Annotated in this window: 35 protein-coding genes; all 35 read left to right on the plus strand. The window is 37.4% G+C overall.

The genetic code is table 11. The features are described 5' to 3' along the window. The first annotated feature begins 226 nt into the window (after window positions 1-226). The 35 genes from rpsJ to rpsI all read left to right on the plus strand — a co-directional run bounded on the left by rpsJ (window position 227) and on the right by rpsI (window position 18,749). Entirely contained in the window at window positions 227-535 is a 309-nt protein-coding gene (gene rpsJ / locus MY490_RS00705) for a 30S ribosomal protein S10 (protein WP_088003795.1), read from the plus strand. 33 nt (window positions 536-568) lie between these two features. After that, window positions 569-1,198, plus strand: coding sequence for a 50S ribosomal protein L3 (gene rplC, locus MY490_RS00710; protein ID WP_056467410.1), 630 nt, complete (start codon window positions 569-571; stop codon window positions 1,196-1,198). A gap of 27 nt (window positions 1,199-1,225) precedes the next feature. Further along, a complete protein-coding gene (gene rplD, locus MY490_RS00715) occupies window positions 1,226-1,849 on the plus strand; it encodes a 50S ribosomal protein L4 (RefSeq protein ID WP_248267599.1) in 624 nt (207 codons plus the stop codon). Continuing rightward, on the plus strand, window positions 1,849-2,139 hold the full coding sequence (gene rplW, locus MY490_RS00720; protein ID WP_056467416.1) for a 50S ribosomal protein L23: 291 nt from the start codon (window positions 1,849-1,851) through the stop codon (window positions 2,137-2,139). Before rplD ends, rplW begins: the two co-directional genes overlap by 1 nt. A 31-nt stretch (window positions 2,140-2,170) precedes the next feature. Beyond that, window positions 2,171-3,001: a 50S ribosomal protein L2 gene (rplB, locus tag MY490_RS00725; protein ID WP_248267600.1), complete on the plus strand. Its 831-nt coding sequence runs from the start codon at window positions 2,171-2,173 to the stop codon at window positions 2,999-3,001. Between the two features lie 57 nt (window positions 3,002-3,058). Further along, window positions 3,059-3,337: a 30S ribosomal protein S19 gene (gene rpsS / locus MY490_RS00730; protein ID WP_069033610.1), complete on the plus strand. Its 279-nt coding sequence runs from the start codon at window positions 3,059-3,061 to the stop codon at window positions 3,335-3,337. A 17-nt stretch (window positions 3,338-3,354) separates the two neighbouring features. Continuing rightward, window positions 3,355-3,696: a 50S ribosomal protein L22 gene (gene rplV / locus MY490_RS00735; RefSeq protein ID WP_056467425.1), complete on the plus strand. Its 342-nt coding sequence runs from the start codon at window positions 3,355-3,357 to the stop codon at window positions 3,694-3,696. A 3-nt stretch (window positions 3,697-3,699) separates the two neighbouring features. Then, window positions 3,700-4,359 carry a 30S ribosomal protein S3 gene (gene rpsC, locus MY490_RS00740; RefSeq protein WP_088014603.1) on the plus strand — a complete coding sequence of 220 codons (660 nt, stop codon included), beginning with the start codon at window positions 3,700-3,702 and terminating at the stop codon, window positions 4,357-4,359. 2 nt (window positions 4,360-4,361) lie between these two features. Then, window positions 4,362-4,796 (plus strand): 50S ribosomal protein L16, encoded by a 435-nt coding sequence (gene rplP, locus MY490_RS00745; protein WP_069033611.1) that lies wholly within the window; start codon window positions 4,362-4,364, stop codon window positions 4,794-4,796. Continuing rightward, window positions 4,786-4,986, plus strand: coding sequence for a 50S ribosomal protein L29 (gene rpmC / locus MY490_RS00750; RefSeq protein ID WP_056467434.1), 201 nt, complete (start codon window positions 4,786-4,788; stop codon window positions 4,984-4,986). The genes rplP and rpmC overlap by 11 nt, the downstream gene beginning before the upstream one ends. 21 nt (window positions 4,987-5,007) lie before the next feature. Beyond that, a complete protein-coding gene (rpsQ, locus tag MY490_RS00755) occupies window positions 5,008-5,271 on the plus strand; it encodes a 30S ribosomal protein S17 (protein ID WP_056467437.1) in 264 nt (87 codons plus the stop codon). A 46-nt stretch (window positions 5,272-5,317) separates the two neighbouring features. After that, complete coding sequence (gene rplN, locus MY490_RS00760; RefSeq protein WP_088014602.1) at window positions 5,318-5,686, plus strand: 50S ribosomal protein L14; 369 nt, start codon at window positions 5,318-5,320, stop codon at window positions 5,684-5,686. Window positions 5,687-5,742: 56 nt separating this feature from the next. After that, a complete protein-coding gene (gene rplX, locus MY490_RS00765) occupies window positions 5,743-6,054 on the plus strand; it encodes a 50S ribosomal protein L24 (protein WP_056467443.1) in 312 nt (103 codons plus the stop codon). Between the two features lie 28 nt (window positions 6,055-6,082). Then, window positions 6,083-6,622, plus strand: coding sequence for a 50S ribosomal protein L5 (gene rplE / locus MY490_RS00770; RefSeq protein ID WP_248267601.1), 540 nt, complete (start codon window positions 6,083-6,085; stop codon window positions 6,620-6,622). 34 nt (window positions 6,623-6,656) lie between these two features. After that, entirely contained in the window at window positions 6,657-6,842 is a 186-nt protein-coding gene (locus MY490_RS00775) for a type Z 30S ribosomal protein S14 (protein WP_056467450.1), read from the plus strand. Between the two features lie 33 nt (window positions 6,843-6,875). Further along, window positions 6,876-7,274, plus strand: a complete 399-nt coding sequence (gene rpsH / locus MY490_RS00780; RefSeq protein WP_056467453.1) for a 30S ribosomal protein S8 — start codon at window positions 6,876-6,878, stop codon at window positions 7,272-7,274. Window positions 7,275-7,304: 30 nt separating this feature from the next. Then, window positions 7,305-7,841, plus strand: a complete 537-nt coding sequence (gene rplF / locus MY490_RS00785; protein WP_088014601.1) for a 50S ribosomal protein L6 — start codon at window positions 7,305-7,307, stop codon at window positions 7,839-7,841. 33 nt (window positions 7,842-7,874) lie between these two features. Then, window positions 7,875-8,237 carry a 50S ribosomal protein L18 gene (gene rplR / locus MY490_RS00790; RefSeq protein WP_098848446.1) on the plus strand — a complete coding sequence of 121 codons (363 nt, stop codon included), beginning with the start codon at window positions 7,875-7,877 and terminating at the stop codon, window positions 8,235-8,237. Between the two features lie 20 nt (window positions 8,238-8,257). Beyond that, window positions 8,258-8,758, plus strand: a complete 501-nt coding sequence (rpsE, locus tag MY490_RS00795; protein WP_056467462.1) for a 30S ribosomal protein S5 — start codon at window positions 8,258-8,260, stop codon at window positions 8,756-8,758. A gap of 15 nt (window positions 8,759-8,773) precedes the next feature. Next, the gene (gene rpmD, locus MY490_RS00800; RefSeq protein ID WP_088070790.1) at window positions 8,774-8,956 is read left to right on the plus strand and encodes a 50S ribosomal protein L30; all 183 of its coding nucleotides are present in this window, start codon (window positions 8,774-8,776) and stop codon (window positions 8,954-8,956) included. A gap of 30 nt (window positions 8,957-8,986) precedes the next feature. Then, complete coding sequence (gene rplO / locus MY490_RS00805; protein ID WP_056467467.1) at window positions 8,987-9,427, plus strand: 50S ribosomal protein L15; 441 nt, start codon at window positions 8,987-8,989, stop codon at window positions 9,425-9,427. A 1-nt stretch (window position 9,428) separates the two neighbouring features. Then, window positions 9,429-10,733, plus strand: a complete 1,305-nt coding sequence (gene secY, locus MY490_RS00810; protein WP_248267602.1) for a preprotein translocase subunit SecY — start codon at window positions 9,429-9,431, stop codon at window positions 10,731-10,733. 49 nt (window positions 10,734-10,782) lie between these two features. After that, complete coding sequence (locus MY490_RS00815) at window positions 10,783-11,433, plus strand: adenylate kinase (protein ID WP_248267603.1); 651 nt, start codon at window positions 10,783-10,785, stop codon at window positions 11,431-11,433. A gap of 227 nt (window positions 11,434-11,660) precedes the next feature. Next, window positions 11,661-11,879: a translation initiation factor IF-1 gene (gene infA / locus MY490_RS00820; protein ID WP_056467475.1), complete on the plus strand. Its 219-nt coding sequence runs from the start codon at window positions 11,661-11,663 to the stop codon at window positions 11,877-11,879. 38 nt (window positions 11,880-11,917) lie between these two features. Next, the gene (gene rpmJ / locus MY490_RS00825; RefSeq protein WP_000868344.1) at window positions 11,918-12,031 is read left to right on the plus strand and encodes a 50S ribosomal protein L36; all 114 of its coding nucleotides are present in this window, start codon (window positions 11,918-11,920) and stop codon (window positions 12,029-12,031) included. Between the two features lie 21 nt (window positions 12,032-12,052). Further along, window positions 12,053-12,418: a 30S ribosomal protein S13 gene (gene rpsM / locus MY490_RS00830; protein WP_056467478.1), complete on the plus strand. Its 366-nt coding sequence runs from the start codon at window positions 12,053-12,055 to the stop codon at window positions 12,416-12,418. Between the two features lie 29 nt (window positions 12,419-12,447). Then, window positions 12,448-12,837 carry a 30S ribosomal protein S11 gene (rpsK, locus tag MY490_RS00835; protein WP_056467481.1) on the plus strand — a complete coding sequence of 130 codons (390 nt, stop codon included), beginning with the start codon at window positions 12,448-12,450 and terminating at the stop codon, window positions 12,835-12,837. A gap of 166 nt (window positions 12,838-13,003) precedes the next feature. After that, on the plus strand, window positions 13,004-13,948 hold the full coding sequence (locus MY490_RS00840) for a DNA-directed RNA polymerase subunit alpha (protein WP_056467484.1): 945 nt from the start codon (window positions 13,004-13,006) through the stop codon (window positions 13,946-13,948). Window positions 13,949-14,032: 84 nt separating this feature from the next. Then, window positions 14,033-14,395: a 50S ribosomal protein L17 gene (gene rplQ / locus MY490_RS00845; protein ID WP_056467487.1), complete on the plus strand. Its 363-nt coding sequence runs from the start codon at window positions 14,033-14,035 to the stop codon at window positions 14,393-14,395. Window positions 14,396-14,508: 113 nt separating this feature from the next. Continuing rightward, the gene (locus MY490_RS00850; protein ID WP_248267604.1) at window positions 14,509-15,351 is read left to right on the plus strand and encodes an energy-coupling factor ABC transporter ATP-binding protein; all 843 of its coding nucleotides are present in this window, start codon (window positions 14,509-14,511) and stop codon (window positions 15,349-15,351) included. Next, window positions 15,327-16,193 (plus strand): energy-coupling factor ABC transporter ATP-binding protein, encoded by an 867-nt coding sequence (locus MY490_RS00855; RefSeq protein ID WP_248267605.1) that lies wholly within the window; start codon window positions 15,327-15,329, stop codon window positions 16,191-16,193. The genes MY490_RS00850 and MY490_RS00855 overlap by 25 nt, the downstream gene beginning before the upstream one ends. Next, window positions 16,190-16,984 carry a cobalt ECF transporter T component CbiQ gene (cbiQ, locus tag MY490_RS00860; RefSeq protein ID WP_248267606.1) on the plus strand — a complete coding sequence of 265 codons (795 nt, stop codon included), beginning with the start codon at window positions 16,190-16,192 and terminating at the stop codon, window positions 16,982-16,984. Before MY490_RS00855 ends, cbiQ begins: the two co-directional genes overlap by 4 nt. Before the next feature lie 12 nt (window positions 16,985-16,996). Next, entirely contained in the window at window positions 16,997-17,740 is a 744-nt protein-coding gene (truA, locus tag MY490_RS00865; protein ID WP_248267607.1) for a tRNA pseudouridine(38-40) synthase TruA, read from the plus strand. A gap of 157 nt (window positions 17,741-17,897) precedes the next feature. After that, window positions 17,898-18,335, plus strand: a complete 438-nt coding sequence (gene rplM, locus MY490_RS00870; RefSeq protein ID WP_088014592.1) for a 50S ribosomal protein L13 — start codon at window positions 17,898-17,900, stop codon at window positions 18,333-18,335. A 21-nt stretch (window positions 18,336-18,356) separates the two neighbouring features. Beyond that, window positions 18,357-18,749 carry a 30S ribosomal protein S9 gene (gene rpsI / locus MY490_RS00875; protein WP_056467505.1) on the plus strand — a complete coding sequence of 131 codons (393 nt, stop codon included), beginning with the start codon at window positions 18,357-18,359 and terminating at the stop codon, window positions 18,747-18,749. The last annotated feature ends 318 nt before the right edge of the window (window positions 18,750-19,067 follow it).

The following is a 19,067-nucleotide window of genomic DNA, read 5'->3' on the forward strand; positions in this document are numbered from 1 at the left end:
GATAATATAATAACTAAGTACTGAAGACGACGAGAACATTATTTATCTAAACTTATAACAAATGCTTGCAATAGCATTATTTTTTATGTATAATAGATGATGTTGGTCTTTGACTGCGTAGAAATGGAAGGTTGCTGATACACCCGGCCGCTTTGCCATGGCGAGTGTAAGGAAATTTCCATGGAGTATGTCTATTATTTAAATAGGCGAAAAAGGAGGGAAAATTATGGCAAAAGAAAAAATTCGTATTCGTTTAAAAGCTTATGATCACCGTATTTTAGATCAATCTGCAGAGAAAATCGTTGAAACAGCGAAACGTTCTGGTGCTTCTGTATCTGGTCCGATTCCGTTACCAACTGAGAAATCAATTTACACGATCCTTCGTGCAGTTCATAAATACAAAGATTCTCGTGAGCAATTCGAAATGCGCACTCACAAACGTTTAATCGATATCGTGAATCCAACTCCACAAACAGTTGATTCATTAATGAGACTAGATTTACCATCTGGCGTTGATATTGAAATCAAACTTTAATAACATTATATATAAATTCAGGAGGTGTGACTTATGACTAAAGGAATCTTAGGGAAAAAGATCGGTATGACACAAGTATTTGCTGAAAACGGCGAGTTAATTCCAGTAACTGTAATCGAAGCTACTCCAAACGTGGTTTTACAAAAGAAAACTACTGAAACTGATGGCTACGAAGCTATCCAAATCGGTTTCGCTGACAAACGTGAAAAATTAGCTAACAAACCAGAAAAAGGGCACTCTGCTAAAGCAAACACTGCACCTAAGCGCTTCGTTCGTGAACTTCGCAACGCTGACGTATCGGCTTATGAAGTTGGTCAAGAAGTCAAAGTAGATATTTTTGCAAATGGTGACATCGTTGATGTAACTGGAACTTCAAAAGGTAAAGGATTCCAAGGTAGCATTAAGCGCCACGGACAATCTCGTGGACCAATGTCTCACGGTTCTCGTTACCACCGTCGTCCAGGTTCAATGGGTCCTGTTGCTCCGAACCGTGTATTCAAAAACAAAGCTTTACCTGGTCAAATGGGTGGAGAAAAAGTAACTGTACAAAACCTACAAATCGTTAAAGTTGACGTTGAACGTAACTTACTTTTAGTAAAAGGTAATGTACCAGGTTCTAAAAAATCTTACGTAACAATCCGTACTGCGGTTAAATCTAAATAATTAATTTAGAAGAAAGGAGGAAATAAAATGCCTAAAGTTACTATGTTTAATCAAACAGGCGTTCAAGTAGGAGAAATCGAATTAGCTGATGCTGTATTCGGAATCGCTCCAAACGAACATGCTTTATTTGATGCTGTAATGATGCAACGTGCATCTTTACGTCAAGGTACTCACAAAGTTAAAACACGTTCTGAAGTACGTGGTGGTGGTCGTAAACCATGGAGACAAAAAGGAACTGGACGTGCTCGTCAAGGTTCAATCCGTTCTCCACAATGGCGTGGTGGTGGTATCGTATTCGGTCCAACTCCAAGATCATATTCTTATAAATTACCTAAAAAGGTACGTCGCTTAGCGATTAAATCTGCATTATCAACTAAAGTATTAGAACAAAATATGTTAGTTCTTGAAGATTTAGCGTTAAACGCACCAAAAACAAAAGATATGGTTACTGTATTAACTGGCTTATCAGTTGCTAAGAAAGTTTTAATCGTAACAGCTGACCTAAATGAAAACGTAGCTTTATCTGCTCGCAATATTCCTGGAATCACAGTTCTTGCAGCAAATGAAGTAAACGTAATCGACGTTTTACATCATGATACATTAATCATGACTAAAGCTGCGGTGGAAAAAGTAGAGGAGGTGCTTGCGTAATGAAGGATCCTCGTGATATTATCAAACGCCCAGTTATCACTGAAGCTTCTATGGAAGCAATCGCTGAAAAAAAATACACTTTTGAAGTAGATGTAAGAGCTAATAAAACTGAAGTTAAAGATGCTGTTGAAGCAATCTTCGGTGTTAAAGTAGAAAAAGTTAACGTAATGAACTACAAAGGTAAGTTTAAACGTATGGGTAAACATGCTGGTTACACAAACCGTCGTAGAAAAGCAATCGTTAAATTAACTGCTGATAGCCAAGAAATTACATTATTCGAAGGCGTTTAATACTAACTACTAGAAAAGGAGGGAAATTACGATGGGAATCAAAAAGTATAAACCAACCACTAACGGTCGCCGTGGTATGACTACTAATGATTTTGCTGAGATCACTACTGACAAACCAGAAAAATCATTACTAGCTCCACTTAACAAAAAAGCTGGCCGTAATAACCAAGGTAAAATTACTGTTCGTCACCAAGGTGGTGGACACAAACGTCAATACCGTATCATCGATTTCAAACGAGATAAAGATGGTATACCAGGACGCGTTGCTACAATCGAGTACGATCCAAACCGTTCTGCAAACATTGCGTTAATTAACTACGCTGATGGAGAAAAACGTTACATCCTAGCTCCTAAAAACTTAGTAGTAGGAATGGAAATCGTTTCAGGTCCTGAAGCTGATATTAAAGTAGGTAACGCTTTACCACTTGTTAACATTCCAGTAGGTACTACAATCCACAACATCGAGTTAAAACCAGGCCGTGGAGGACAATTAGTACGTTCAGCTGGTACTTCTGCTCAAGTATTAGGTAAAGAAGATCGTTATGTACTAGTTCGTTTAAACTCTGGTGAAGTACGTATGATATTAGCAACTTGCCGCGCGACAGTAGGTCAAGTTGGTAACGAGCATCACGAACTTATTAACATCGGTAAAGCAGGTCGTTCTCGTTGGATGGGTAAACGCCCAACTGTACGTGGATCTGTAATGAACCCAGTTGATCACCCACACGGTGGTGGTGAAGGACGTTCTCCAATCGGACGTAAATCACCAATGTCTCCATGGGGTAAACCAACTCTTGGTTATAAAACTCGTAAGAAAAACAAAGCGTCAGACAAGTTTATCGTTCGTCGTCGTAAAAAATAACGCGATTGTGCTACGGTTCACTAGAACCGTAGGTCAATCACGAAGGGAGGTACCACAATGGGACGCAGCCTGAAAAAAGGTCCATTTATTGATGATCACTTATTAGCTAAAGTTGAGAAATTAAACGAGACTGACTCTAAGCAAGTTGTTAAAACTTGGTCACGTCGTTCGACTATTTTCCCACAATTTATCGGACATACTATTGCAGTATACGATGGTCGTAAACACGTACCTGTATATGTATCGGAAGATATGGTAGGTCACAAACTTGGTGAATTTGCTCCAACTCGTACTTATAAAGGTCACGATGCGGATGACAAGAAAACTAGAAGATAATGAGAGGAGGCACTCCAATGCAAGCTAAAGCTGTACTGAGAACAGTTCGTATCGCTCCTCGTAAAGTTCGTCTAGTAGTCGATTTAATCCGAGGTAAACAAGTTGGCGAAGCGATCGCAATCCTTCGACACACACCGAAAACTGCTTCTCCTGTTGTAGAAAAATTATTAAAATCTGCTATTGCTAACGCAGAGCATAACTATGATATGGATGTTAATAACTTATACATCGAAAAAGTATTCGTTGATGAAGGTGCTACTTTAAAACGTTTCCGCCCTCGTGCACAAGGACGTGCTAGCGCAATCAACAAACGCACAAGCCACATTACAATCGTGGTATCAGAGAAGAAGGAGGGATAATCGATGGGACAAAAGGTAAATCCAGTCGGACTTCGTGTTGGTATTATTAAAGATTGGGAATCTAAATGGTACGCTGAAAAAGATTACGCTGATCTTTTACATGAAGACATCAAAATTCGTGAGTACATCAGCACTCGTTTAAAAGATTCTGCTGTTTCTAAAGTAGAAATCGAAAGAGCTGCTAATCGTGTAAACATTACAGTTCACACTGCAAAACCAGGTATGGTAATCGGTAAAGGTGGTTCGGAAGTTGAAGCTCTTCGTAAAGCTTTAAACAACCTTACTGGCAAACGTGTTCATATCAACATCATTGAAATTAAAAGAGCAGATCTTGATGCTAAATTAGTAGCTGAAAACATCGCTCGTCAATTAGAAAACCGTGTTTCTTTCCGTCGTGCTCAAAAGCAAGTACTTCAACGTGCTATGCGTGCTGGTGCACTAGGTATTAAAACACAAGTTTCTGGTCGTCTTGGCGGAGCAGATATTGCTCGTGCAGAATCATATAGTGAAGGTACAGTGCCACTTCATACATTACGTGCGGATATCGACTATGCAACTGCAGAAGCAGATACAACATACGGTAAACTAGGCGTAAAAGTATGGATCTACAAAGGTGAAGTTCTTCCTACAAAAAAGAAAGCTTCTGAGGAAGGAGGAAATTAATTATGTTAATGCCTAAACGTGTTAAATATAGAAGAGAGCATCGTGGAAAAATGCGTGGACGTGCCAAAGGTGGTACTGAAGTAGCATTTGGTGAATTCGGTTTACAATCTACTGAAGCTTCTTGGATTACTAACCGTCAAATTGAAGCAGCGCGTCGTGCAATGACTCGTTACATGAAACGTGGCGGTAAAGTATGGATTAAAATCTTCCCTTCTAAACCTTACACAGCTAAACCTCTTGAGGTTCGTATGGGTAGCGGTAAAGGTGCTCCTGAAGGTTGGGTAGCAGTCGTTAAACCAGGAAAAATTATGTTCGAAATCGCTGGTGTATCTGAAGAAGTAGCTCGTGAAGCACTACGCTTAGCAGCTCACAAATTACCAGTTAAATGTAAGTTTGTAAAACGTGAAGACAATGGTGGTGATTCTAATGAAAACTAATGAGATTCGCGATCTTACCACTGCTGAAATTGAATTAAAAGTGAAATCTCTTAAAGAAGAGTTATTCAACCTTCGTTTCCAATTAGCTACAGGACAATTAGAGAACACTGCTCGTATCCGCGAGGTTCGTAAGGCAATTGCTCGTATGAAAACTGTAGTTCGTGAAAGAGAAATTAACTCTAATAATTAATGATGAGGGGAGGTTTGCACAGTGAGCGAACGTAACCAACGTAAAGTTTACACAGGGCGTGTAGTTTCTGATAAGATGGATAAGACAATTACTGTTGTAGTTGAAACTTATAAAACACATAAACTATACGGAAAACGCGTTAAATATTCTAAGAAATATAAAGCGCACGATGAGCTAAACACTGCAAAAGTTGGCGATATCGTAAAAATCATGGAGACTCGTCCATTATCAGCTACAAAACGTTTCCGTTTAGTTGAAATCGTAGAAGAAGCTGTTATTATCTAATAGATGATCGGATATCATTCTTAATCCGAAAGGAGGTCAATTTGACATGATCCAACAAGAAACTCGTTTAAAAGTTGCTGACAATTCAGGTGCACGTGAATTACTTACTATTAAAGTATTAGGTGGTTCAGGCCGTAAAACTGCTAACATCGGTGATATCATCGTATGTTCAGTAAAACAAGCAACACCAGGTGGCGTTGTTAAAAAAGGTGATGTAGTTAAAGCTGTTATCGTTCGTACGAAACGCGGTGTTCGTCGTCCAGACGGTACTTACATCAAATTTGATGAAAACGCAGCTGTTATCATTAAAGATGATAAGAGCCCACGTGGTACTCGTATTTTCGGACCAGTTGCACGTGAATTACGTGATAGCAACTTCATGAAAATCGTATCATTAGCTCCAGAAGTACTTTAATTAATGTACTTTAATAAATACTTCAGAAAGCCTTATTAAGGAGGTGCACGAAGAAGATGCATGTAAAAAAAGGTGATAAAGTTCAAGTTATCTCTGGTAAAGACAAAGGAAAACAAGGTGTTATCCTTGCTGCTTTTCCAAAGAATAACCGCGTACTAGTTGAAGGTGTTAACATCATTAAAAAACACTCAAAACCTACTCAAGCTAACCCACAAGGTGGCATCATCGAGAAAGAAGCACCAATCCATGTTTCTAATGTTATGGCATTAGATCCAAAAACTGGAGTACCTACACGCGTAGGTTACCAATTAGTGGATGGTAAAAAAGTACGTATTGCAAAAAAATCAGGCGAATTACTTGATAAATAATAGAAATTTATGAAAGGAGGTCAACTGAATGAACCGCCTAGTCGAGAAATATCAAAATGAAATCACTCCTGCTCTAATGAGCAAGTTTAACTATAAATCAGTTATGCAAGTGCCAAAAATTGAAAAGATCGTCATCAACATGGGTGTTGGTGAGGCTGTTTCAAATTCAAAAGCATTAGATACTGCTGTTGAGGAATTAACTTTAATCGCAGGTCAAAAACCTGTTGTAACTAGAGCTAAAAAATCAATCGCACAATTCCGTCTTCGTGAAGGAATGCCTATCGGTGCTAAAGTTACATTACGCGGTGAGCGTATGTATGAATTCTTTGAGAAATTAGTTTCTGTAACATTACCTCGTGTACGTGACTTCCGTGGAATCTCTAAAAAAGCATTCGATGGCCGTGGAAACTACACTTTAGGTGTTAAAGAGCAATTAATCTTCCCAGAGATCGATTATGATAAAGTAAACAAAGTACGTGGTATGGACATCGTTATTGTAACTACTGCAAATACTGATGAAGAAGCTCGTGAAATGCTAACATTATTCGGAATGCCTTTTCAAAAATAATGAAAGCCAGCGCTAAAGAAGAGGAGGCGAAAACGTGGCTAAAAAATCAATGATTGCGAAACAAAAACGTGCTCAGAAATTTAAAGTACAAGAGTATACACGTTGCGAACGTTGCGGACGTCCACACTCAGTATTACGTAAATTTAAACTTTGCCGTATTTGTTTCCGTGAACTTGCTTACAAAGGACAAATCCCTGGCGTTAAAAAAGCTAGTTGGTAATTCTATAGATATTAGGAAGGAGGTTATCTGAACATGGTCATGACAGATCCTATTGCAGATATGCTTACTCGCATTCGTAATGCGAACATGGTACGTCACGAGAAATTAGAATTCCCAGGTTCTAACCTAAAGAAAGAGGTTGCTGAAATTCTAAAACGTGAAGGTTTCATCCGTGACGTTGAGTACATTGAAGATGATAAACAAGGTATCATCCGTATTTTCTTAAAATATGGTGTGAACAACGAACGTGTTATCACTGGATTAAAAAGAATTTCTAAGCCTGGCTTACGTGTATACGCGAAAGCTGACGAAGTACCTCGCGTACTTAACGGTTTAGGTGTTGCTATTGTATCAACATCTAAAGGTGTAATGACAGATAAAGAAGCTCGTCAAGCAAAAACTGGTGGCGAAATCTTAGCATACGTTTGGTAATATAACACAGAGAGAATGGAGGTGTAGTGAATGTCTCGTGTTGGTAAAAAAGAACTTGTAATTCCAGCTGGAGTTACTCTTACTAATAACAACAATACTATTACAGTAAAAGGACCTAAAGGTGAGTTAACTCGTACTTTTAGCCCTGATATGACAATCGAAGTTAACGAGAACGTATTATCAGTTGCACGTCCAACTGATAACAAAGAGCACCGTGCTCTTCATGGTACAACTCGTGCTATCTTAGGTAACATGGTTGAAGGTGTAACTAATGGTTATACTCGTAACCTTGAATTAGTTGGGGTAGGTTACCGTGCAACTAAAACAGGTGACAAACTTGTTCTAGCTGTTGGTTATTCTCACCCAGTTGAGATCACTCCTGAAAAAGGTGTTGAAATCGAAGTACCTTCAAATACTAAGATCAGTATTAAAGGTATCGACAAAGAACGTGTAGGCGCTCTTGCTGCTTACATCCGTCAAGTACGTCCACCAGAGCCTTACAAAGGTAAAGGTATTCGTTACGAAGGCGAAATGGTTCGTCGTAAAGAAGGTAAAACTGCTAAGTAATCTATAACTAGATAAGAGAAAGGAGTGACCAAGATGATCTTTAAGGCTGATAAAAATGCAGTACGTAAAAAGAGACATGCTCGTGTTCGTACTAAATTATCTGGTACTCAAGAACGTCCACGTTTAAACGTTTACCGTTCAAACAACCATATCTATGCTCAAATCATTGATGATGTTAATGGTGTGACATTAGCAAGTGCATCAACTTTAGATAAAGAATTAACTTTAAATGGTACTGGTAATATCGAAGCAGCAACATTAGTAGGTAGCTTAGTTGCAAAACGCGCTACTGAAAAAGGTGTTACTGAAGTTGTATTCGACCGCGGTGGTTACTTATATCATGGTCGCGTAAAAGCTTTAGCTGAAGCTGCTCGTGAAGCTGGTTTACAATTTTAATAAAAGAAGGAGGGACATACATGCGTCGCATTGATCCTAATAAATTAGAGCTTGAAGAACGCTTAGTTACGATCAACCGTGTTGCTAAAGTTGTAAAAGGTGGTCGTCGTTTCCGCTTTGCAGCATTAGTAGTTGTTGGTGACAAAAACGGTCATGTAGGTTTTGGTACTGGTAAAGCTCAAGAAGTACCTGATGCTATTCGTAAAGCTGTTGAAGATGCTAAGAAAAATCTAATTAATGTACCAATCGTTGGAACTACAATTCCTCACGTAATTACTGGTCGTTTTGGAGCTGGTGAAGTATTCTTAAAACCTGCTTCTGAAGGTACTGGAGTTATCGCTGGAGGTCCTGTTCGTGCGGTATTAGAACTTGCTGGGGTACATGATATTTTATCTAAATCTCTTGGTTCTAACACACCAGTAAACATTGTACGTGCTACTATCGAAGGTTTAAGTAACTTAAAACGTGCGGATGAAGTTGCTAAATTACGTGGTAAATCTGTAGAAGAATTACTAGGTTAATAAGGAGGGATAACGATGGCTAAACAGTTAGAAATTACCCTTACTCGCAGTGTAATTGGTCGTAAACAAGATCAAATTGCAACAGTTCGTGCTTTAGGTATTACTAAAACAAACCAAACTGTTGTTAAAGAAGATAACGCTGCAATGCGTGGGATGATTAACAAAGTTTCTCACCTTGTATCTGTAAAAGAAATTTAATTGAACATGAATAAGTAAGGAGGTGCCCTAATGAAACTTCATGAATTAAAACCTACAGAAGGTTCTCGTAAAGTATCTAAACGTATCGGTCGTGGTATTGGTTCAGGTACTGGTAAAACTGCAGGTAAAGGTCATAAAGGACAAAACGCTCGTTCAGGTGGCGGTGTTCGTCTTGGATTTGAAGGTGGTCAAACTCCTTTATTCCGTCGTTTACCAAAACGTGGTTTCACTAACATCAACCGTAAGGATTATGCAATCGTTAATGTTGAAACGTTAAATCGCTTCGAAAACGGAACTGAAGTAACTCCTGAGTTACTGATCGAAACTGGTATTGTTCGTAAAGAATTAGCTGGTATTAAGATTTTAGGTAAAGGTAAGTTAGAAGTTAAACTTACTGTTAAAGCTCACAAGTTCTCATCTTCTGCAGTAGAGGCAATCGAAGCAGCTGGTGGAAATGCTGAGGTGATCTAAAATGTTCCGGACAATCTCCAACTTTATGCGCATTGCAGATATTAGAAAAAAAATATTCTTTACGTTATTAATGTTAATTGTATTTCGTATTGGAACGTTTATACCTGTTCCAAACGTCAACGCCGATGTATTAGCATCTCAAGATAGCTCAAGCATCTTTGGGGTACTAAACACATTCGGTGGAGGAGCTCTTAAACAGTTCTCGATTTTTGCAATGGGTATAATGCCTTACATTACTGCTTCAATCATTATTCAGTTACTTCAAATGGACGTTGTTCCGAAGTTAACTGAATGGTCGAAGCAAGGTGAGATTGGTCGACGTAAATTGACTCAACTGACTAGATACATCACAATTATTCTTGGATTCGTAGAAGCAATTGGATTATCAATCAGTATGAATAATATTACTGGCGGAATGTTAATTGAAAATCCAGGTTGGTCAACCTATCTTTATATAGCAATTGTACTAACAGCTGGAACATCTTTCTTATTGTGGTTAGGTGAGCAGATTACTGCTAAAGGTGTAGGGAACGGTATATCAGTTATCATCTTTGGTGGTATAGTTGCTGCTATACCTAATACATTAAGTCAAGTTTATCAGCAACAATTTAAAGGTGCTGGTGACGCGCTATTTTTAAACATCGTGAAAGTTGGCCTAGTGTTTTTAGTTTTACTATTAGTAATCGTAGCTGTAATTTACATCCAACAAGCTAATCGTAAAATTCCAATTCAATATGCTAAACGTAACAATGGTAATAATAGCTATGTCGGAGGACAATCTACTCACTTGCCATTAAAAGTAAATGGCGCTGGGGTTATTCCGGTAATCTTCGCTGTTTCATTTTTAATTACTCCTTCAACAATTGCATCGTTCTTACCAAGTAACAATGTGACTGAATGGATTAAAACGCATTTTACGTATAACAATCCATGGGGAATGGCATTTTATTTAATCTTGATCATTGCTTTCACATATTTTTATACTTTTGTTCAGGCTAATCCAGAGCAAATGGCTGAAAATCTTCAGAAGCAAGGTGGCTACATCCCGGGTATTCGCCCAGGTAAGAGCACTCAAGAATATATCATTAAAGTCTTATATCGTTTAACTTTCGTAGGAGCAATTTTCTTAGCTGTCATCGCTTTATTACCAATCATATTTGGTAAATTTGCGAACTTACCACCTTCAGCTCAAATTGGAGGAACAAGTTTACTAATCGTAGTCGGAGTTGCGCTTGAAACAATGAAACAATTAGAAAGTCAGCTTGTTAAGAGAAACTACAAAGGCTTTATTAAAGAACGAGCATAGGGAAATGCATAATTCCCTATTGCTCACCTAATTTTGAGGAGGATTAACCATGAATTTAATTCTTATGGGGCTTCCTGGTGCAGGCAAAGGCACACAAGCTGAGAAAATTGTCGAAAAATACGGCATTCCTCATATATCTACTGGTGATATGTTCCGTGCAGCGATTAAAGACGGCACTGAACTAGGTCTTCAAGCAAAATCGTTTATGGATCAAGGTCAACTTGTTCCTGATGAAGTAACAATTGGTATTGTACGTGAACGATTAGCTAAAGATGATTGCCAAAATGGTTTTTTACTGGATGGTTTTCCTAGAACAGTTGCGCAGGCTGTAGCACTAGAAGAAACTTTGAAAGTAATGAATCGTAAAATTGACTTCGTGTTAAACATTCATGTAGACCAACAACTTTTAATTGAACGTTTAACAGGTCGTCGTATTTGCAAAGAGTGTGGGGCAACTTATCATTTAATTTTCAATCCACCTGTTGAAGAGGGTGTTTGCCCTAAATGTGGCGGAGAACTTTATCAACGAGCGGATGATAATGAAGAAACAGTTGCAAATCGCCTTGAAGTAAATATCAAACAAACTCAGCCTTTACTTGATTTCTACAATAATCTTGGTTATGTAAAAACAATTGAAGGTGAACAAGAGATTAATAAAGTCTTCAATGACATTGATAATCTTTTAAAAGAGTTAGTTTAATAATTGAACGATAAGATCGTCGTTCCTTGTGTATGACGTATTGTTGTTTCGTCAAAACTGATACTGTTATTAAAGCTTAAACATAGCTTTGCTTGGAACGATTGATATAATATAGGTCTTTAGTAGGCCAAAAAATCTCCAACATATCAGAGCACTTTGGCTTAATGTTCCTAAGCGTATGTTTGCCTACAAGCAAGCTACTGATTTGAAGAAAGGAGAATGCCCTAATGGCGAAAGATGATGTAATTGAAATTGAAGGTACCGTTACGGAAACACTTCCGAATGCGATGTTCAAGGTTGAATTGGAAAATGGTCATGTCGTTCTTGCACACGTTTCTGGTAAAATTCGTATGAACTTCATTCGTATTCTTCCAGGTGACAAGGTTACTGTAGAACTATCTCCATATGATTTAACTCGTGGCCGTATTACGTACCGTTTTAAATAATAAATATGCACTCCGTAATCTACAAGGAGGTTGAAATCATGAAAGTGAGACCATCAGTAAAACCAATCTGTGAAAAATGTAAAGTTATCCGCAGACGTGGTAAAGTAATGGTAATTTGTGAAAATCCAAAACATAAACAAAAACAAGGTTAATAAAGAAGGAGGTGCACTAGAATGGCTCGTATTGCTGGTGTAGATATTCCTCGCGATAAACGCGTGGTTGTTTCTTTAACTTATGTATACGGAATCGGTCGTGCAACTTCTGAAAAAATCTTAGCTGAAGCTGGTATTTCAGAAGACACTCGTGTACGTGATTTAACAGAAGAAGAATTAGGTAAAATTCGTGAATTAATCGATAAGTTGAAAGTTGAAGGGGATCTTCGTCGTGAAGTTTCTTTAAACATTAAACGTTTAATCGAAATCGGTTCATATCGTGGTATTCGCCACCGTCGTAGCTTACCTGTTCGTGGTCAAAACACTAAAAACAATGCTCGTACTCGTAAAGGCCCACGCCGTACAGTAGCGAACAAAAAGAAATAATATTTTTTAAGTAAAGGAGGGTATTCAACATGGCACGTAAAACAAATGTACGTAAACGTCGTGTGAAAAAGAATATTGAAGCTGGTACAGCTCATATTCGTTCAACTTTCAATAACACAATCGTAACAATCACTGATGTTCATGGTAACGCAATTTCATGGTCAAGCGCTGGATCATTAGGTTTCAAAGGATCTCGTAAATCTACTCCATTCGCTGCACAAATGGCTGCTGAAACTGCTGCTAAAGCTTCTATGGAACACGGTTTAAAAACTCTTGACGTAACTGTTAAAGGTCCGGGTGCTGGTCGTGAGGCTGCTATCCGTGCTCTTCAAGCTGCTGGTCTTGAAGTAACTGCTATCAGAGACGTTACTCCAGTTCCACATAACGGATGCCGTCCACCAAAACGTCGTCGTGTATAATTTGTCTGTATAAGTTTTCAAAAATTGTCTATAATGGATTATGATATATGTTTGGCAAATATTAACAGACATCTCTTGTTGTGCACAATTAGGAACTGCCTAATAGGGACTTTCGGTTAGCTTGGTCTAACCGAGGGTTTCGACGTTTTGAAGGAGGGTTTAAAAAATGATTGAAATCGAAAAGCCGAAAATCGAAACGGTTGAGATCAGTGACGATTCCAAATATGGTAAATTCGTTATTGAACCACTTGAGCGTGGATATGGTACAACGCTAGGTAACTCCTTACGTCGTATCCTTTTATCCTCACTTCCTGGTGCCGCTGTAACTGCTATTCAAATTGATGGCGTGTTACATGAGTTCTCTACAGTTGAAGGTGTTGTAGAAGACGTTACAACAATTATCCTTAATGTTAAAAAACTTGCTCTGAAAATTTATTCAGACGAAGAAAAAACATTAGAAATTGATGTACGCGGTGAGGGGCCAATTACTGCAGCCGATATTACGCATGATAGCGATGTTGAAGTTCTAAATCCAGATCTTCATATTGCAACTCTTGCTAAAGATGCTCATTTACGTATGCGTCTAACTGCTAGACGTGGACGTGGATACATCCCTGCAGATGGTAACAAAAGAGAGGATCAAGCAATAGGTGTTATTCCTATCGACTCGATTTACACTCCAGTGTCTCGTGTCACATACCAAGTTGAAAATACACGTGTGGGACAGGTTTCAAATTTCGATAAGTTAACACTTGATGTTTGGACTGACGGAAGTATTGGACCAAAGGATGCTATCGCACTAGGTTCAAAAATTCTTACTGAACACTTAAACATTTTTGTAGGTTTAACTGACGAAGCTAAAAATGCAGAAATCATGGTCGAAAAAGAAGAAGATCAAAAAGATAAAGTCCTTGAAATGACGATTGAAGAACTTGATCTTTCTGTTCGTTCATATAACTGCTTAAAGCGAGCTGGTATTAATACTGTACAAGAGCTTGCGAATAAGACAGAAGAAGACATGATGAAAGTACGTAACTTAGGTCGTAAGTCTTTAGAAGAAGTAAAACATAAGTTAGAAGAGTTAGGTCTTGGCCTACGTAAAGAAGACTGATTGTAGCTTCGATAAAGGGAGAGGCGTTCTCTTCATGTCTATATGACCCAATTTTGATACTACTTACAAAGGAGGGAACTAGAAATGGGATACAGAAAATTAGGACGTACTAGCTCACAACGTAAAGCTATGTTACGTGACTTAGCTACTGATTTAATTATCAACGAACGTATTCAAACAACTGAGACTCGTGCGAAGGAGTTACGTTCTGTTGTTGAAAAAATGATTACATTAGGTAAACGTGGAGACTTACACGCTCGTCGTCTAGCTGCTGCTTACATCCGTAATGAAGTTGCTAACGCTGAAAACGGTCAAGACGCTTTACAAAAATTATTTGCTGACATCGCTCCTCGTTACACTGAGCGTCAAGGTGGATACACTCGTATCGCAAAAATTGGTCCTCGTCGCGGAGACGCAGCACCAATGGTTGTTATCGAATTAGTTTAATATTCGAATACAAAAGGGCTCGACGTTTCTTGTAAACATGTCGTTGCCCTTTTTTTCTGTTTACTTTTAGACTATTATATATCTATAAACAATGAGAAATTATAGGTGAACAAATGAGAAAAGATAGTATTAAAGTAGATAACATCTCTTTTAAATATCCACAGGCACAATCAAATGCAATTCATTCTGTATCATTCAATATAAAAGAAAATGAATGGATCGCTATTGTAGGTAGAAACGGATCAGGAAAGTCAACATTAGCTAAACTTTTAAATGGACTAATATTACCTGAAGAGGGCCAAATTGTGATTGATGAGGAAATTAGCTTATCAGAAAAAACAATATGGGACGTGCGAAAGAAAATAGCGATGGTATTTCAAAATCCTGATAATCAGTTTGTAGGTACAACCGTAATAGACGATATTGCATTTGGATTAGAGAACCATGGAATAGAGAAAAAAGAAATGGATCGTCGAATTGAAGAAGTTTTAAACATTGTTAATATGAACGAATTTGTGCTCCATGAGCCACACTCTCTTTCTGGTGGCCAAAAACAAAGAGTAGCAATAGCAGGAGCATTAGCAATTCAACCTAGTATTTTAATATTGGATGAAGCTACATCGATGCTAGATCCTTTCGGTAGAAAAGAAGTAATCGAGACAATACGTGATTTACATAAAGATATTAATATGACTGTTATTTCAATTACTCATGATATAGAAGAAGCAATACATGCAGACCGTATTTTAATTATGCATGATGGTCATTTAATTCAAAGTGTAACTCCAGAAGAACTTTTAAAAACAGAGTTTTCTCTAGAGTCGCTTGGATTAGCATCTCCCTTTACAAATAACCTTTCTAGTTTATTAATCGAAAAAGGTTTACCTTTAAGACAAGACCATCTAGAGCAAGAAAGCTTGGTGAGCGAATTATGCAAATTACTTTTGAAAAAGTAGGCTATACTTATCAGCCGAAGACACCTTTTGAGCATCGTGCTCTTTATGATATTGATGTTACGATCCCAGATGGGTCATATTATGCTGTAATTGGTCACACAGGCTCAGGTAAATCTACTTTTCTGCAACATTTAAATGGCCTCTTACAACCAACAGAGGGCATCGCCAAAATAGACGATATTACCCTTTTATCAGATAAGAAAAACAAGAATTTAAAATCATTAAGAAAAAAAGTAGGATTAGTTTTTCAGTTTCCTGAGCAGCAATTATTTGAAGAAACTGTAGAGAAAGATATTTGCTTTGGTCCAATGAATTTTGGTGTATCTCAAGATGAAGCAAAAAAAAGAGCTAAAGATTTAATTGAAAAAGTAGGATTAAGTGAAGAATATTTAATGAAGTCACCATTTGAACTAAGTGGTGGGCAAATGAGAAGGGTTGCTATTGCAGGTGTTTTAGCAATGGAGCCAGAAGTTTTAGTTTTGGATGAACCAACTGCTGGTCTTGATCCAAGTGGTCAAAAAGCGCTAATGGATATGTTTTACGAATTGCATAAAGAAAAGGGCCTGACGATCATTTTGGTGACGCATAGCATGGAAGATGCAGCGAGATATGCTGATACAATCCATGTGCTTCAAAAAGGGACTACGTATTTAAAGGGAAGCCCTTTAGAAGTGTTCTCATATGAAAAGGAACTAGAGGAAATTGGATTACAAATTCCACTTTCTTTAAAATTCCACCAAGAACTAAATCAAAAATTAGGCATTAATGACAAAGCTACAAGTTTAACAATCGAACAACTCGCAAATTATATAGCGAATCTTTATAATGGGGAAACAAAATGAATAGTCTAATTATCGGAAAATATATTCCAGTCGATTCACTTATTCATCGTCTAGATGCTAGAGCAAAACTTCTTACAATGTTCATTTTTATTTGTATCGTTTTCTTAGCAAATAATTTTATAACATACGGTATTTTATTTTTATTTTCAATTGTAACAGTATTGTTATCAAGAGTACCTCTTAATTATTATTTAAAAGGATTAAGAGCAATCTGGTTGTTAGCATTGTTTACGTTTTTATTGCATGTTTTTACAAATAAAGAGGGACCACTAATTTATCATTTTGGATGGGTCGAAATTCATAAAGAAGGAATTATTCAAGGTATTTATATATCTTTGAGATTTTTTCTTTTAGTTTCAATTACTACCTTACTAACATTAACAACAAATCCAATCGAAATTACCGATGGACTTGAGTCATTATTTAACCCATTTAAACGGTTTGGTCTACCAGTGCATGAAATGGCTTTAATGATGTCAATTTCACTACGATTTATTCCAACGCTTATGGAAGAGACTGAAAAGATTATGAAGGCACAATCGTCTCGAGGAGTGGATTTCTCTTCAGGACCTATAAAAGACAGGTTAAAAGCATTAGTTTCTTTACTTGTTCCATTATTTATTCATTCATTTAAACGAGCTGAGGACTTAGCAGTTGCGATGGAAGCTAGAGGTTACCAAGGCGGAGATGGAAGATCAAAGTTTCGTATTATGAAGTGGCATTTACGGGATACAGCATGTTTTGTTGTATTATTAATATTATTTTTACTATTATTGTTTTTACGTAAGTAATGGAGATAATTTATGAATCGAATTAAGTGTATAATATCATATGATGGCACACTATTTAATGGATACCAAGTTCAACCTAATCAGAGAACAGTCCAAACAGATTTTGAGAAGGTTCTAACAAAAATGCACAAAGGTAATCCAATAAGAATCCATGCCTCAGGTAGGACAGATACAGGGGTACACGCAGTAGGACAAGTAATACATTTTGATAGTGAATACGCCCTTCAACCAGAGCAATGGAAAAGAGCATTAAATGCACAATTACCTAAAGATATTAATGTTAGATTTGTAGAGATTGTTGATGATAATTTTCATTCTAGATTTGACGTCGTTCGGAAAGAATACCGTTATTTTATTTGGAATGAAAAAGACGAAAATGTTTTTTCTAGAAACCATCATTATTTTTTTCCTTTTGATCTAAATATTGTTAAAATGCAAGAAGCATTAGATTGCTTACTAGGTACACATGATTTTAGTTCATTTTGTGCCTCAAATACGGATATTAAGGACAAAGTACGAACGATTTATAAAGGAAGTATTAATAAAACAGATCAGGGGATTGTCATCGCTCTTGAAGGAAATGGTTTTCTTTATAATATGGTAAGAATTATTGTTGGAACATTAATTGAAGTAGGGCAAGGAAAGCGTGATGTAAAAAGCGTTAAAAACGCATTATTAGCACGTGATCGAGCCAAGGCTGGCAAGACTTCACCGCCTAATGGGCTGTTTTTATGGAAAGTTGATTATAACAACTAATCCTGGTGTAACATTTGCTTGACATTAGAAGGTATAAAGTTTAATATTAAATACGGTATTGTTTTAAGAACCACGATTAGCCCCGGAACCAGTCGTGTTAAAGATAAACAATAAAAACAATTTTACTTTATGTATATTGTATTAGGAGGAAAATAGAATGCGCACAACTTATATGGCAAAAGCTAGCGAAGTTGAACGTAAGTGGTTCGTTGTAGACGCTGAAGGAAAAACTTTAGGTCGTCTTGCAACTGAAGTAGCTACTTTACTTCGCGGTAAGCACAAACCAACTTTCACACCACACGTTGATACAGGTGATAACGTAATCATCATCAATGCTGAGAAAGTTGAATTAACAGGAAACAAATTAAACGATAAAATTTACTACCGTCATACAATGTATGCTGGTGGTTTAAAAGAGCGTACAGCTTTAGAAATGCGTACTAACTACCCAGTTAAAATGCTTGAGTTAGCTGTTAAAGGTATGCTTCCAAAAGGACGTCTTGGACGTGCTCAAATTAAAAAGTTACACGTGTATGCTGGTAACGAGCATCCACACCAAGCACAAAAACCAGAAGTTTACGAACTTCGCGGATAATTATAAAAGGAGGGCATTCACATGGCACAAGTACAATACTATGGCACAGGACGTCGTAAAAGCTCAGTAGCTCGTGTACGTTTAGTTCCTGGCGAAGGACGCGTTATCATTAACGGTCGTGATTTTGAAGATTACATCCCATTCGCTGCATTAAGAGAAGTTGTTAAACAACCACTTGTTGCAACTGAAACATTAGGTAGCTATGATATTTTAGTAAACGTTAACGGTGGTGGATACACTGGTCAAGCTGGTGCAATTCGTCACGGTATCTCAAGAGCATTATTACAAGTTGATCCTGAATACCGCGGAACTTTAAAACGCGCTGGATTATTAACTCGTGATGCACGTATGAAAGAGCGTAAAAAATACGGTCTTAAAGGTGCACGTAGAGCTCCTCAGTTCTCAAAACGTTAATTTTTATTTATACGTTCAAAACTCCTCTCCACTTTGTGGACAGGAGTTTTTTATTTTGTGGATTTATTTCTTCATGCGTCAATTCAGCTATTTTCAGTTCTTTCCCTTACTACACTTCCTTTTCCTATCTTCCTTTGATTATGGACAGACTTTTTCTTTTTATCTATTCCTTGTGAAATCCGCTTGACCATTTAACGTATTGAAACTTTTTATAATTATTTTAAAAGTGTTTGTAGGTTTTTGTATTGTTTTGTAGGTTTGCATTTAGAATTAGTTATGTATTTCATTTATATATTTGAAAGCGTTAACAAGGGGGAT

Source organism: Gottfriedia acidiceleris (assembly GCF_023115465.1).
GTDB lineage: Bacteria > Bacillota > Bacilli > Bacillales > Bacillaceae_G > Gottfriedia > Gottfriedia acidiceleris_B.